The sequence below is a fragment of the Bradyrhizobium sp. UNPA324 genome (assembly GCF_006658635.1).
GTDB classification, from domain to species: Bacteria; Pseudomonadota; Alphaproteobacteria; order Rhizobiales; family Xanthobacteraceae; genus Bradyrhizobium; species Bradyrhizobium nanningense.
On the sequence record NZ_LFJD01000004.1, the window covers coordinates 1,861,816 to 1,875,531 of the forward strand.

Consider the following 13,716-nt stretch of genomic DNA (forward strand, 5'->3'; position numbering starts at 1 on the left):
GTTACCAATGTCCTGTCAGACCGGCAGCTACTCTGGAGCCGAATGGCCTGAGTTCTACCGCGCGCGCTGTTACTTCGGACTCTCGGCGTCGCTTTTTGGATTCAGTATCGGCGTCGAGCAGATCTTACGCCACCCGATTGGGCAGACAGAGGCCCGGCAAGCGCGGTCCGACGGCTAACGTGTGTGGCCACAGGGCTTCTGCTTTGTCCAGCCGATCCGGTCACCCGAATTTCGCGAGCTGGCGTTGTTCTCAAGCCCTTCTAGTCACCTCGAACAGGAACCATGTACGACGTTCCGCCTCGTCGATCCAGTTCTCGATCAGGCTGACTGAAGCTGAATCGCCATGTTCGTCGCAGATATTACGTGTCTGCCGCAGGCGCTGGCTGAGCGCGAGGTTGTCTTCTTTCAGCTCGGCTAGCATGCCGTCAGGTGTGACGAAATCGGCGTCATTGTCCTTGATATGTTTCACTCTGGCGATGTGGCCGATCGAGCGAATTGTTGTGCCCCCGATCTTGCGGGCGCGTTCTGCGATGTCGTCCGTCATCGCGAAAATCTGCGCCGCCTGCTCATCAAGAAGAAGGTGGTAGTCCCTGAAGTGCGGACCTGAAATGTGCCAATGGAAGTTCTTGGTCTTGACGTAAAGCGCGAACACATCTGCCAGAAGCACGGAGAGGGCGGCAGAAATATCTGTGGTGGCATTGGAGCCGAGATTGCTCGGAGTGTGGAGTGGTGCCTCGCGGCGCTTTCTCGTGTCCTCTAAACTCATTGTGGTCTCTCCTTCAAGCTGCTGCTGTGTTGTTGTTCGTCGGAGATGGCTCTGAATAAGAACGCTTCGCGAGTAGAGACTGCCCAGTTGCAGACGGCGCTTTGACGTTGGCCCGATGTGGTCGGTTCCGCCCCAATGACTATCTACGTCTGCCTAGGTCGGTCTGCGCCGGAACTCCTCGAGACTGTTTTGAGATCCTCGACCAGCATCGCCGTGGCATGGCGCGCGAGTGCCTGGGTTGGGGCGTTGGTATTGCCGCTAGTGATGTTCGGCATGATCGAGGCGTCGATTACCCGGAGGCCGTCGACCCCTCGGACCCTGAGCCTTGCGTCAACCACTGCTCGCGCATCCTGCCCCATCCGGCACGTGCCAACCGGGTGAAACATCGTCGTCACTGCACCCTTCACCCATTCGCCGATCTCTGCATCGGATTGGATGTGCGGGCCGGGATCGATCTCCTCCTCGATCACCGGCGCCAACGACTCCTGCGCCATAACCTCGCGGATCGCGCGTACCGATTCGACTGCGGCCCTCAGGTCTTCCTCCTCGCCCATGAAGTTCGGATTGATGAGGGGCATCGACGTCGGGTGGCTGTCGGCCAACCGCACCCAGCCACGGCTCTTGGGCTGAAGCACCACGAGTTCGAAAGTGATGCCGGAACGGTCTCCCGTCGGGCTGACGCCGCCAGTTGCGACGATGGGCACGTGATAGCATTGGATCGTAGGTTCGGCAGCAAAGTCCGACGGATTCCAGTGGGAAACCGTCTCGATGCCATTGCCCGCCGCCGGGCCATCCTTGGTGACGAAATAGCGCAGGCCCGCCTTCACGCTGCCGAGGCCATGTGCGGCCGCTTGGTAACCCAGATCGCCCTTTACATAGGCGCGGACCGGCACGATCGCATGGTCCTGGAGATTTTCGCCCACCTCCGGAGAATCGACGATAACGGCGACGCCGTGCTGGCGAAGCTGCTCCGATGGCCCGATGCCCGAGTGCATGAGGATCTTCGGGCTATGGACCGAACCGGCCGACAGCACAACCGCGCCGGCCATGATCATCTCGTCATCCATGAGCTCGACGCCGACGACTCGATTGTTCTCGACGAGGACGCGAACAACGGTCTTGCCGGTCAGAAGAGTGACGCGGCCGGACGCGAGGTGCCGACGGAGATAAGCGTCGACTGCGCTGCACCGCCGCTGGTGCCCGACCGTTGACTGCACCGGCGAGACGCCGATCTGGCTCTCGCCGTTATAGTCGGGGTTATAGGGAAGCCCATATTCCTGGAAGGCTTTGAGGCAGTATTGGTTCAGCTCGTTGATGCCCTTGGGCTGCTGGATCGACAGACCACCATTGATGCCGTGATATTCGTCATGGAACGTATCGTTGTGTTCCTGCGCCATGAAGACGGGAAGCAGATCTTCGTACGACCATTTGCCAGTATCGCCGGCCGCGGCCTGCCACGCGGCGAAGTCGCGCTTCTGGCCTCGGACATAGGCCATCGCGTTGATCGAGGAACCACCGCCGAGCACCTTGCCTGAGCGATATGCTCGCTTGGTGCCGTGCTGGGGCACTGTCTCGTATTTCCAGACATGCCGATCTTGGGCCAATATTTTGGCAAAGCCGGCAGGAATATGGATGAACGGATCGCGGTCCGTGTCGCCTGCTTCAATCAGCGCGATCGAAACATCGGTGTGTTCGGCAAGATAACTCGCGACCACACATCCGGCCGCCCCTGCACCAACAACGACGATATCGAAGGCTTCTTGAGACATCAGCGTCTTCTCTCTCTCCGCGCCAATCTGTATCGTTCAACGCCCCTAGCCGGCGCTGCGCGATCGTAGTGCCTGATCCTGAGATTAATGGGACCTTGCGAGTCCGACAGTGACCTTGCATTGTGGGCGAGGGAAATCACCTCTCGCCATGAAGTCGATAGACGATCGTTATTGCCGTGCGCCGCATACATAATGCCGTAGCTAGGAAAGATGCGAGCCTTATTGGACGTAAGACCGACGCTTCTATTGTGCAGCGAGTTAAAAGCCGCCTTTAGTTGGTAAATCGGCCATGAATGACGTCGCGGCATGCGCGACTAGAGCTGTGAATTCGTGCGGTCAAACTACTATCGTTCGTTGGCGTACGGAGGGCGAAGCATGAGCCGGGCGAACGATTTACGACTGCGAAAGTTAGAGGCCAAGCATTTTGACCAACTCCACCACACCCGCACTGATCCGAGTCCCAGCCCGGCATTTGCTCCGTGGCGACGTCACGGGATCAGGCGAAAACGTTCTCAGCGTCGCCGCTGGGGCGCGCACGCCGCGCGGCAAGGTCAGAGGTGAACCTGGAGAAGGGGAGTCGCCAAAGGACGGCCCCGTGGAACGCGCACACCATCATTGGCGTGCGGCGGGATCCTCATTGCTATATTCCAGGTCCGCGCTGCATTGGACCGCAGACGCGACCGCAGGCGATGAGCTGTACCGTCGCTCATACGCAAACTCCTTTGCGTGACCTTAGTCCTTTGCGTTTCTATTCTTTCCCGGTCGAAAGGGACCTGCAGTTGCTCGCGTTGGCCCTTTCAAGCAGGCACCATGATAGGCCAGTCAGAAGGAAGGAATCTTACGCCATACAGATGCTCGTCTCTCCACACAACTTTGCACCTAAGAGTACTCTTGAACCCGTCAACCGATAGCTCAAGATGATCGGCGAAGATGCGAACCGGAGAGCTAAGGCAGGCTCCTTCTTCGCTGAGATTTCTCACAACGCATGGATGGACTCCACGAATGAAGCGAAGGCGGAGCAGCGCGGGTTGATTGACTGAAAGCCGTTTTGACGCACGACGTTCTAGCATCGGGATACTCCCTCAGGGCCATTCATTGTTTAGTGGCTCGCTTGTGCTTTGTACTCGGCACACCGTGGCCGTTCACAACGGCATGTCACGGAATGGCAACCGGGAATGATGTTAATGGCTCAGACAATAAGCGCGGGCCCAGATTGGTTCTGTGGCGAGTCAAGGGCGAGGGAAACCAAAGATGAAGATGGGCTTGCCGCGTTAACGGTCTGCTTCTGGCCATCGCTGCCGCACGACCTTGTCCTCGTAATCCACAAACTTGTCTCTTACCGAACAGAAAGCATCTAACCGAGTATTGTTGTAAATCTGCAACCCCGCCGCCGCGCAGAGTCGATACAACGATCACGGCTTGGGAGTGTATAATGTTCGATGTCTACATCAGCGAGAAGCGCGAACTGTTGGTAGTAAGTTGCGGATCGAAACCCTCGGTCGCGGGGCAACCGGCGAAATGGCGCAAGAGCAAAAAGCGCATCAAGAGCGTAAGTACTGAGATCAGATCAGCTATCGAAAGCCGGGGTTTTTATCTGCGGCGACTAAACGCAAAGCACGGCGCGGGTTCAGGCTCTGAGCAGGGCTTAGTTTAGGCGAGGCAAACCTTACTCTGCGGCGTCTTGAACGGTGCGGATTTGTTCGGCGCGATTGGCTAAATCGTCATAGGTCTTAGCGGCGTTGCGTAGCGTTTTCCTGGTCTGTGGCCGTTCGTAATTCTTGGCCTTCGCGGAACTCCTCCGCGCGGTAGCGAAGGAATAGGTACGCATCCAACATAAATTTCTGACTCAAGCAACATAAGTCCCTGACTCTTCAGGCCCATCCAACGCACAATCCTGCCTCTTCACCGCGCAGAACCGTCTTCTGGTTGTATCGGTGGTGAACTTGGCCGGCCGTTAGGGTGTGCGCCGCAAGAAGCCGTGCGACAAGAAGGGTGTCCTCCTTGGCGACTGCCCTCGACGTCTGGAGGCTACTCGCTACTCTTGCCCAGCAGAGGCCGCCGCCGTGCTCACGAAGTTTCCCTGTAGCGATTTGGTCGCCAACTCGACCACCGCTGCGTTGGGATCGCCCAGCCGAGCAACTTTGTCGGTAGTGATGAGATTAGTCACGCGCAATTCTTCTCGAGAGAGTTCATGTAAATCTTCCCATGGTGGAACGTTTAGCGCCAGTGACAACAGATCACCCGCGCCGCCCATGTCGAAGGTATATTTGGCGAGACGTCCGATATCCCGCTCAACGGCCATGAGATCATATGCGTCGTAGCTCGCGGCCCGAGCAATGTCGGCGCGGTCGCCCATCCAGATCTGATGCACGCGGACATGCGCTTGTTCAGGCACGGAACGCGACTTACCCGCCAGCAGCAGAAAAACGCACATAGATTCGCAGGAGGCCTCCGGCGACACGTGGGCGCGCCGGCCACGTGCGCTAGGGGAAAGCACGGTTAACCCGACGGTTGTGAACATTTCGAGCGCCCGGAACCGCCGTCCGAGCGCGATCGCGTCGTTAACTGAGCCGCCGCCGGAATCCAGCACGACGGTTTCGCCCTCGAGCTGACGATCGCGCGCGAAAGCATCGAAATTGCTTAGGGTTTCGGCGGTGACGATACCGACTGCGCTGATCCAGCCTCGGCAATTCGGCTGGCAAGCGACCCAGCTGAACTTCATCGGCAATTGGCGCTCTTCGAGGCCGGCGCCAGCATACGCCGACTGCCCGGGCATGGCCACAAGGCCGAGCAATGCGATGCACCAAGTGGCGACGCAGAGCGACATCCAAGCTTGAGTGGTCGCTCGGCGAGCGAGCATGTATCTCTTTCCCTCGCCGGCCATCGGGTGGAATGAGCCGCCGCATGGCCTGCGTGCACCGGCGACCTTTCTTGCTGTCGGGTCTTCCGGTACAGATCCAGAATCGAATCTTAGCCCGGATTCGTGCCGGGCGCGCCATTTCGGGCCGGGGCCACGCACGCAGTGCAACCCGGGTCGGTAGCTGTCGCGCACGTCCAGAATTAGGTTGTGAATGACGCTGGCGAAATTGGAGGCAAACCCACCTGTCTCACGGGCAAAACTCGAAAATGTGGTTACAGCCACCGTCGGCATCGATAACCCTCTCCTATTTCTCTTGCTGCTTATCACACCCCCAATTACACCCTAGCGTGGCCTCCGAGATATAGGCGTAGCCATTGCACTGAGGTCGGTCCTCGCGGGACCTTGGGCTGAGAGGATTACACCAAAGTTTAGGAGCCGTGCCCACGAGGGCATCGCGAACAATGGGAAGGTCGCACCGCCTTCTTGGCGCATTATCGCTTTTTCATCGACGGCACTACAGCGCCGCCATCGCTGTCTTGAGTGCCTGCAGTCTGCAGCCCGCCGGACGGCAATCCTAGTCACGCCGCCAATTGCGGCAGGTCCGAGGCCTGCAAGCAGATTGCGGAGCGGTACCGAAAATCGAACATCGTCCGTCATCGGTTCGCTTCTTTAGCAATCCGCGTGTCGAGGGCGGCGCTCACCTCTGGCGCTTTGCGCGAACAGATCTTGCGATGAAGCAACGGGCATGGTGTAACTCCTGCATAATGGGTTACTCGACAGATTTATTGGGACTCTGAGAGATAGCGGCTGCCAGCAGCCTTCAGCTGTAGACTTTAGCAGCATTCCACGAGCGGTTCATCGAGATGTTGCTTCGCGGATGCACCACGCAATTGGGAGACACGCGCAAGCTGCCCTGATTAGACACGTTAGATCGCCTTCTGTTTTGACTTAGGACCGATCATGGGTCCCATAGCTGCGCTAAGTCCGGCCTGGGTGATCCGAAATCTCCCCCACCCACTCAGAACTATCCATCTGTGATCGCCGGCAAACCCAATTCCGCGCTCAGATTCGCAATCATTGAGACCTGCCTCTGTGAGCCACGACTGTGCCATAGCGTCTGCGATATCGATATCCGGTCCGCTCCCATGGTCGATGAGAACCCGCATCACACGCAAAGCTTCTTGTTCTTCCATTCCTGTGCTCCTAATTCCCGTGCGGTCCGGTACCGCTGGGTCGTGCCTGCCTTGCCACTTCGGACGTCGTAGTCCTGCAAAAGGGGACACAAATGTGCCTCTCGTCTACTAGCCCTGCCGAATGTTGGAGATACTGAAGGATGACTAGCTCGTCTCGTCTCCGCATGCGAGCCAATCGTGACCGATTCGCTTGAACGAGCAGATCGAAGAGCCGAGGAGGCCAACTGCAACAAACCTTGGCAACCAGCCATTTTGGGCTTGGCATCGCAGATAAACTATCGGTTCCCATGTACCAAGGATTCGCTGTTCGGAGCGCAAATATTCAGCAGTTGTCGCTGGTTCTCGCGCTCGATCAAGCTCCAGCAATGGCAGGAGATCTGCGCCAGCCGAGAAGCGTCGCGGACGACGAGGCAGCCACGCATCATTTCGATAAGCCCATCCTCCCTGAGTTGTAGAAGGCAGTCGGTAACGCCTGCGCGACGCACTCCGAGAAGCTGAGCAAGCACTTGGTGCGTGAGAGGGATCTCGTCAGATCCCAGGGCATTGCGAGCGATCAGAAGCCATCGCGCAAGGCGCTGCTGTAGTTGATGGGACGTATTACATGCCCCCGATTGAGCGGTCTGAATAAGAACGGAAGCGATATAGGCATGCACCACGTTGCGGAAAGTCGGCAGACGAGCAATCGCCCCCTGAAAGCGATCGACCGTGAGTCGATTAGCCGCCCCGGCCACCTGCACAATTCGTCGGTGCATCGGCTGCGTTTTTGCGGTCAACGCGAGATGTATTCCCGCAAGCCCTTCTGAACCGATCAGCCACACCTCAACGAACTCTTGGGGCCCCACCTTGGCCCCGACCGACACAAGACCACTCTCAATGAAATAGACGTGTTGCACGCGAACGCCGTAGCGATGAAGAACTTGCCGCTTCGTAAGCGGCACCTCTTCCGCGAGCAACAGAACGTGCTTGAGTTCATCAGGCGGGAGCAGACGTAGTAATCTGTTGCGCACTTCATACATCAGATTCAACGTCCTAATACTTTCTGCGCAACCGAGCTCTCCAAACTGTACGTTTTCGTACCAAAAAACTGAGACGGAAAGCGACGTAACGCGACAGGTCAGCTCGGATTTAGTGACGGGCCGGGGACTTGGATCGTGCCGTCACCGGACCTGAGTGTGCGAGGATGGTGCACGACAAGTCAACCGTAGCAGCTGCCTCAAGATCAAGATGGTCGAGATCAATGCAGCGGCAGCGCAACATCGATTGGTCCACGGCGGCAATGGAGTCTCTGCAGTTGGCGCCAGTTGAGTTCTTGGCTATGGCACCTGCGGATCGCAGCGGCAATAACGATCGTTTATCGATTCTATAGCGGGACGTGATTTCCCTCAGCAGCGCTAGAAGCTCATTCTAGTCGGTAGCGGACAGTGAGTATCAACAGGAACAGGGGCCGCCATGACGATTCAAGTGGGAAGCGTGGCAATTGCTATTCTTCTCGCACTGCCGCAGACTCCGCTAAATCGTCTGCCGGACAGATTGATACCACTTCGATCAAGTGGCGGTACCGGCCGTGACAACGGACGTGGGCTATTGGGTGCAGCGGGTCATCCCGATGCTTCCAACTGATGCTATCTCGCCGAGAGTTGGAGTTGGCCCAACCCGACGTATGATTCATATTCTGCAGCAGACTGCCACCGATATTACACGTCAAGCATTCCACGCCCCACCTCGGAGCTTTTGCGACGGCGTCCTGGACCGATACGCGACGTGTCCGCCGTATGGATAGACTTCCCCTGCGTTCTCCTGAGGAGAGATGCTGAAATGAACAAGGCTGCAGAATCCCAGCCGGCCAATCGACGGGATGCCGCATGGGCAATTTAGCGAACTGGCTTTATCTTATCGGGTCGCTGTGTTTTGTTCTTGGTACAGTGATCAACATGCTTCCAGCTTGAGGAAGGCGAACGGTTCTAGCCTTCCGCGGTCATGCGCACTCGTTCTTGAGTCATTCTCGACAGAGCCCGGCGGTTCTGCCTTCCGATTGTTATCCGCTGAAGCGACATGACCCTTGCACATAGGTAAAACACGCGAAGGTCAACTCGAAATTTGGCCCCAGTGCAAAGTCGATAGAGGCGTCGAGTGCTCCCTAATTGGTCACCTCGCTCCACCCCGCGATCTCGCACGTGCACCCGATGAAGAGCAGCGTCGATAGCAGCCGCCGGCCAAGTGCGGCTCTCCCATCACTGGGACGGCCCAGGTAGGTCAATCGTATCCTTTCGTATAGTCGTTTCAGACAAATGCAGCACGCAGATCGACGTCGGTGCAATGGTCCGGTCGGCCTTTCCTGAATAGGCTTGGATAAGAGGGAACAGTCATCTGGAACCGCCATACGGGAACGGCCAAAAAGAAAGGAAAGAGTGATGGGCTGGATGTTCGACAATGTCGAACGTTTGATCGTCCGGCTGCAGAAGCCGGCTAATCGGTGTGAGCCCCTCACCTCGGGCGATGCAACGACCGCCCTACGCCACTCTCTTCAACCCGGTGACGTCCTGCTGGTCGAGGGCAAAGGTCGTATTTCCAGCAGCATCAAATACATCACTCAGTCTACATGGTCGCATTCGGCGTTGTACGTCGGACCGATATCGGGCGCCACAAATGGCGGGGAGCCGCACGTCCTGATTGAAGCCAATATCGACGAAGGGGTCGTGTCGGCCCCTCTGTCGAAGTATTTGCATTGCCAAACCCGCATCTGCCGGCCAATCGGTCTAAGCGATGCGGACCGCGAACAGGTCTGCCGCTACGCATTCGAACGGATAGGTCTCGGCTACGATTTCAAAAACGTTATCGACCTCATGCGCTATCTATTCCCTTGTCCATTCACGCGACGTTGGCGTCGTCGAACCATCGCGCTCGGCTCCGGCGATTCGCGTCGGATCATTTGTTCGGCTTTGATTGCGCAAGCATTCGACGCCGTGCGTTACCCGATCCTGCCCAACATCACGCACATGGAGAATAAGTCCGGGCGGTGCGAGATCGCCGAGATCCGTCATTCGTCTCTATATGCGCCGCGCGACTTCGATCTATCGCCCTACTTCATGGTGGTGAAGCCCACGCTGCCCGTCGGCTTCAACTATAAAAACATGCGCTGGGCAGATCTCCAAGCTGACGCCGCACAGGCCACACTTGCGCCAGATATAGAACGCGGGATCGCTGCAATGGTACAGCCCGACGTGCCGTAAGGTGAGGGCCAGGCTATCAACTTCGGAATCGGTTGTGATGTTGTCATTAGTCGCCATCGGGCTCTTTCAATGGGCTCGAACTCCGATCGGCAAATTCTTTGCTGCTCTCAAAGTCAAAGCAAGCACGACGGTTCCGAATAGCGCCCCATGACCAACGGCCGCTGCCGCGTCAGCATCTCTTGGCCTGGCGTCCGGTCACGCAGTGCGTGGTCTCGCTAGCCTGACCGCCACGGTGCGGGTATGCGTGGTATCCAACCTTGTGGGAGACACAAGCACAATCACGGTGGCTACACCAACACCAAACCAACAGTTGCCTCGCGGTTGAAATCTAATCGGAGGTCTTCCGACCATCTCCACCCAGCCGCGCTTTCACCTTGATGGAAAGGCAAACACTACTTTCCAATCGTCGGTGGCATGCATACGCCCGCCAAGCTCCCGTGCGCTCCAGCGAGTATCTGGGATGCCTAATCACGATCCCATCTTCAAACGAGCCGATCCTTAACGACACGAATTACTTGAATGATGACGCTACACTCTTCTCCGAGACCGCCCCCTAAAAGTCCACATTAAGTGTCCGCAAATCCGCGGCATGTATTTTTTCTTTGACGAACGATTCGCGTGCCCCCAACTACGAGCCGAGAGGCGGCTGAAATATTCCTCAGCCCAGTTGGTGCAAGGCGCGATCGAGGGAGTAGGCTTGTTGGTGATTGATTCGTTTCATTTCAACGCGCTCGTGAAGTCCATCCCATAAGGAGGCTTCGTCAGCATGCACAACCGCTCCTTTGGCAATACGGGCCCTGGAAAGCGCGACGGCTTGGCTCTCAGAATTAGAAACGGCTGGCACCGAGTTGCCGCCACGTTCGCGCGCGATGACGATTACCTTCCGTTTGCCACTCTAATCTGGTGCATATCGGCGGTCGCGGCGGTGCTCTTTCTGATTAGCTGGCTTTACATAGCCGCCAAAATATCCGCCATCGACCTCGGCCTCTTTCCTTCGCCGCCGACCACGCAGCCCTTGAGTTCGTCCGCCATTCATTTTTCCTAAGGGTCATCTCAACCAAAACTTTTCGCGCCCCAGCTCCCTATCTGAGAGCTGGGGTCTCTTCCGCTCCAAGGATTGGGGCGACTTCAGCCGTTTCGCCTACCGTACGCCGCACGCCGTACGTTTCGGCCGCCCTAGCCCTGACCGTCCTCGTCGGGCTATACACCGGCAGGCGTGACGCTCACCGCCTTGTGAGGCTCGCCACTCATTCGGTTTTCGCATAAGTTGGATCCGGGACTAAGCTTGAACATGAACAATCTCTGCGCAAAGACGAGATGACTGATCGGCTCCTTGCTCTAACACTCTTCGTCCGGGTCGCACATACCGGTAGCTTCTCGCGGGCCGGCAAGGATCTCGGACTTTCGCAACCTTCCGCGTCGCGACACATCGCGTCGCTCGAACGCGAGGTAGGGGCCGCCCTCTTCGCGAGATCGACAAGGGCCGTTGTGCTCACCGAAGCCGGCGCGGACTACCTCGCGAAGGTTGAACCCGCGCTTGCCATTCTGGAGGAAGCGACCCAAGCCATTCACGGGAAGGGCGTGCTTCGGGGCGTGCTCCGGATAGGGTTGTCGCCTAGCGTGGCGATCCGGGAGGTCATACCGCGACTTCCCGCCTTCATTTCGAAGCACCCTGCGCTGCGGATCGATTTGGCGATGGACGACGGTCGCCAAGACCTTATCAGGAGCGCGATCGACGTCGCGATCCGGTCCGGAAAGTTGGAGGATTCCTCCGCGACTCAAAGACGGGTAGGATCAAATCCTCTCCTCATCGCCGCCTCGCCGGCCTACCTGAAACGGGCTGGCTACCCGAAAACCCCCAACGATCTGTCCGGACATCCCGTGTTGATTGGTGTCCCGGGCTCGAATGGGATCTGTTGCTTCGAGAAGAATGAAAGAACCGTTTCCATAAAGGTCGAAGCTCCTCTGACGGGGAACATCAACGAAGCGGCCGTGGCTGGCGCCGTCGCCGGAATCGGGATCGTTGCCTGCAGTCTCTGGGGCTGTCGCGCCGAACTTAAGTCGGGTGCGTTAGTGCAGATCCTCAAGGATTGGAACATGGGCGCCGCCGACGTAAACGCCATATTCCCGGCCGGACGCGGAGCGAAACTGGCCGCGCGCGCGTTCGTTGAACATTTCGCAAATAGCCTCAAGAACAATCCGTGAGTCCCGCCGTGCGTCGGCCCGCCGTCGTTCGCATAGCGTTAAATCATGGAATGCGCACAGCATCCGACGAGAGCACGTGGCGCATGCGTTCACTGTGACTCCTTCAAAAGCCACATAAATGCGTCGCGCAGCTCAGCGGCGCCATTTGCGTACGTTTTCGTACCAAAAAACGATGCGAGAGGTTTTCGGATTTGCTGCACCGCCTGACGACAACTCTCTCCTGATGGTGTTAGATCAACTGGCTCGGTGTTTCGTTCTGCTTCAACCGCGGGCACCTTCCAGCCTCGCATGAATGAACGCAGGTCACATCTTGATGCCTTCCAGCTCCAGCAAGATCGCGGTGTTCATTGACGGTTCCAATCTTCACTCAACCGCAAAAGCGCTTGGCCTCGATATCGATTACAAGCGCCTACTTAAGGAATTCGAGAGCTGGGGGACGCTCGTGCGCGTGTGCTATTACACCGCGATCAATGAGAGCCAGGAATACTCCTCGGTGCGCCCACTGCTCGACTGGCTGAACTATAACGGATTTACCGTGGTGACGAAGGCCACGAAGGAATTCGTAGACGCGAGCGGCCGTCGCAAGGTCAAAAGCAACATCGACCTTGAAATTGCGGTTGACGCGATGGAGCTCGCAGATCGCATCGACGAAATGGTGCTATTCTCGGGAAACGGTGACTTTCGTCCACTGGTAGAAGCCGTGCAGCGTCACGGCGTCCGTGTTACCGTCGTATCCAGCCTCGCTACTCAGCCGTCAATGATCGCCGATGAGTTGCGACGGCAGGCCGACGTCTTTTGCGAGATAAGGGAACTGCAGTCAAGGATCGGGCGCGATCGTTCCGAACGAGCGCTATCTCGTATTGCGCGGGATCAAGCGCCACGGTTGATGCAGCGCGCGATGGCGCGATCGAGTGATGATGACGATGAATAGCGAACGCGCGGAATCGAGTGAAGTACAAAGAAAGGGATCTGTTTCGGACGATCCATGGCTGAAGAAAAAGAACAACAAGGCGGATGGGTCAGTTTCGAGCATCCGCTACCGGTACACATGATGGCTATCGACGGCACCTGGCGCCGCTCGTGTAGCCTTAAAGAAGTCTCACAGTGCGGTGCGAGACTCCAAATTCAAGCGTCGATTGAAGGCCTCACACTGAGCGAGTTCTTTCTGCTGCTTTCGTCTACCGGGCTCGCCTATCGGCGATGTCAACTCGTCCGCGTGAACGGCGAAGAGCTGGAGGTCCGCTTCATTCGGCACAATAACGAAACAAAGGGGGAGAAGAGACCTTCCGACTTGAAAAGATAATGTCGCGAACAACCCGCAGGGAACGGCGCGCGCAACACGCACGCGAAGAGCGGAGCATGCCTCGCGGACGAGCACACGAGATACCAAGGGAGAGCCAAAAAGGGCGAGCGACGCTCGGCAACGGACGGTCGCAATTCCCGGTGAGCTCGAGCACCTCACTAGATCCGCCCGATCAACGACGCGGTAGCACCCCGCGCGATCCCACATTGCGCTTGGCAGCAAAGCCGATCATCTCGCGCAGCGGCTCCGCATCAGGGGTCTTCTCCACAAGCGTGCGGAGGTTCATCTCATCGGTCATCGGTGGTTCCTCGAATCAGGGTGGGTGTCAGCAACCTGACCCTTCCGGCGAACTGCCGGTGACCACCGCAAGGCCGCCCGCCCACTAGGCTT

Annotated in this window: 13 protein-coding genes; 6 read left to right on the forward strand and 7 right to left on the reverse strand. The window is 57.6% G+C overall.

Annotated features, from left to right (window positions below; all coding sequences use genetic code 11):
* Positions 1–250 precede the first annotated feature (250 nt).
* From UNPA324_RS09170 to UNPA324_RS36150, 3 genes are all read right to left on the reverse strand, one after another.
* Positions 251–766, reverse strand: coding sequence for a Dps family protein (locus UNPA324_RS09170; RefSeq protein ID WP_141934488.1), 516 nt, complete (start codon positions 764–766; stop codon positions 251–253).
* Positions 767–909: 143 nt separating this feature from the next.
* A complete protein-coding gene (locus UNPA324_RS09175; protein ID WP_141934489.1) occupies positions 910–2,535 on the reverse strand; it encodes a GMC family oxidoreductase in 1,626 nt (541 codons plus the stop codon).
* Between the two features lie 797 nt (positions 2,536–3,332).
* On the reverse strand, positions 3,333–3,605 hold the full coding sequence (locus UNPA324_RS36150; protein ID WP_141934490.1) for a PilZ domain-containing protein: 273 nt from the start codon (positions 3,603–3,605) through the stop codon (positions 3,333–3,335).
* 362 nt (positions 3,606–3,967) lie between these two features.
* Here UNPA324_RS36150 and UNPA324_RS09185 point away from each other — a divergent pair, with 362 nt between their 5' ends.
* The gene (locus UNPA324_RS09185; protein WP_141934491.1) at positions 3,968–4,189 is read left to right on the forward strand and encodes a hypothetical protein; all 222 of its coding nucleotides are present in this window, start codon (positions 3,968–3,970) and stop codon (positions 4,187–4,189) included.
* Between the two features lie 381 nt (positions 4,190–4,570).
* Here the strand turns inward: UNPA324_RS09185 and UNPA324_RS09190 are convergent, their stop codons facing one another.
* A complete protein-coding gene (locus UNPA324_RS09190) occupies positions 4,571–5,362 on the reverse strand; it encodes a COG3904 family protein (RefSeq protein ID WP_502705463.1) in 792 nt (263 codons plus the stop codon).
* 1,501 nt (positions 5,363–6,863) lie between these two features.
* Positions 6,864–7,604: a Crp/Fnr family transcriptional regulator gene (locus UNPA324_RS09195; protein WP_141934492.1), complete on the reverse strand. Its 741-nt coding sequence runs from the start codon at positions 7,602–7,604 to the stop codon at positions 6,864–6,866.
* A 1,395-nt stretch (positions 7,605–8,999) separates the two neighbouring features.
* On the opposite strand from UNPA324_RS09195, the gene UNPA324_RS09200 reads away from it, so the two are divergent.
* A complete protein-coding gene (locus UNPA324_RS09200; protein WP_141934493.1) occupies positions 9,000–9,818 on the forward strand; it encodes a YiiX/YebB-like N1pC/P60 family cysteine hydrolase in 819 nt (272 codons plus the stop codon).
* 658 nt (positions 9,819–10,476) lie between these two features.
* On the opposite strand, the gene UNPA324_RS36155 is transcribed toward UNPA324_RS09200, so the two are convergent.
* Positions 10,477–10,662, reverse strand: a complete 186-nt coding sequence (locus UNPA324_RS36155; RefSeq protein WP_502705450.1) for a transposase — start codon at positions 10,660–10,662, stop codon at positions 10,477–10,479.
* Here UNPA324_RS36155 and UNPA324_RS35655 point away from each other — a divergent pair.
* The 4 genes from UNPA324_RS35655 to UNPA324_RS09220 all read left to right on the forward strand — a co-directional run bounded on the left by UNPA324_RS35655 (position 10,585) and on the right by UNPA324_RS09220 (position 13,326).
* Positions 10,585–10,863, forward strand: a complete 279-nt coding sequence (locus UNPA324_RS35655) for a hypothetical protein (RefSeq protein ID WP_246667152.1) — start codon at positions 10,585–10,587, stop codon at positions 10,861–10,863. The genes UNPA324_RS36155 and UNPA324_RS35655 overlap by 78 nt on opposite strands.
* 272 nt (positions 10,864–11,135) lie before the next feature.
* Entirely contained in the window at positions 11,136–12,023 is an 888-nt protein-coding gene (locus tag UNPA324_RS09210; RefSeq protein ID WP_141934494.1) for a LysR family transcriptional regulator, read from the forward strand.
* Positions 12,024–12,336: 313 nt separating this feature from the next.
* Positions 12,337–12,954, forward strand: a complete 618-nt coding sequence (locus UNPA324_RS09215) for a LabA-like NYN domain-containing protein (RefSeq protein WP_141934495.1) — start codon at positions 12,337–12,339, stop codon at positions 12,952–12,954.
* Between the two features lie 54 nt (positions 12,955–13,008).
* Entirely contained in the window at positions 13,009–13,326 is a 318-nt protein-coding gene (locus UNPA324_RS09220) for a hypothetical protein (protein WP_141934496.1), read from the forward strand.
* A gap of 172 nt (positions 13,327–13,498) precedes the next feature.
* On the opposite strand, the gene UNPA324_RS35935 is transcribed toward UNPA324_RS09220, so the two are convergent.
* The gene (locus UNPA324_RS35935; RefSeq protein ID WP_283810317.1) at positions 13,499–13,624 is read right to left on the reverse strand and encodes a hypothetical protein; all 126 of its coding nucleotides are present in this window, start codon (positions 13,622–13,624) and stop codon (positions 13,499–13,501) included.
* Between the last annotated feature and the right edge of the window lie 92 nt (positions 13,625–13,716).

Excerpts from the sequence above, each read along its gene's own strand:
- UNPA324_RS09170 (WP_141934488.1), bottom strand. The coding sequence starts at position 766 with ATGAGTTTAGAGGACACGAGAAAGCGCCGCGAGGCACCACTCCACACT.
- UNPA324_RS09175 (WP_141934489.1), bottom strand. The coding sequence starts at position 2,535 with ATGTCTCAAGAAGCCTTCGATATCGTCGTTGTTGGTGCAGGGGCGGCC.
- UNPA324_RS36150 (WP_141934490.1), bottom strand. The coding sequence starts at position 3,605 with ATGCTAGAACGTCGTGCGTCAAAACGGCTTTCAGTCAATCAACCCGCG.
- UNPA324_RS09185 (WP_141934491.1), top strand. The coding sequence starts at position 3,968 with ATGTTCGATGTCTACATCAGCGAGAAGCGCGAACTGTTGGTAGTAAGT.
- UNPA324_RS09190 (WP_502705463.1), bottom strand. The coding sequence starts at position 5,362 with ATGTCGCTCTGCGTCGCCACTTGGTGCATCGCATTGCTCGGCCTTGTG.
- UNPA324_RS09195 (WP_141934492.1), bottom strand. The coding sequence starts at position 7,604 with ATGTATGAAGTGCGCAACAGATTACTACGTCTGCTCCCGCCTGATGAA.
- UNPA324_RS09200 (WP_141934493.1), top strand. The coding sequence starts at position 9,000 with ATGGGCTGGATGTTCGACAATGTCGAACGTTTGATCGTCCGGCTGCAG.
- UNPA324_RS35655 (WP_246667152.1), top strand. The coding sequence starts at position 10,585 with ATGCACAACCGCTCCTTTGGCAATACGGGCCCTGGAAAGCGCGACGGC.
- UNPA324_RS09210 (WP_141934494.1), top strand. The coding sequence starts at position 11,136 with ATGACTGATCGGCTCCTTGCTCTAACACTCTTCGTCCGGGTCGCACAT.
- UNPA324_RS09215 (WP_141934495.1), top strand. The coding sequence starts at position 12,337 with ATGCCTTCCAGCTCCAGCAAGATCGCGGTGTTCATTGACGGTTCCAAT.
- UNPA324_RS09220 (WP_141934496.1), top strand. The coding sequence starts at position 13,009 with ATGGCTGAAGAAAAAGAACAACAAGGCGGATGGGTCAGTTTCGAGCAT.
- UNPA324_RS35935 (WP_283810317.1), bottom strand. The coding sequence starts at position 13,624 with ATGACCGATGAGATGAACCTCCGCACGCTTGTGGAGAAGACCCCTGAT.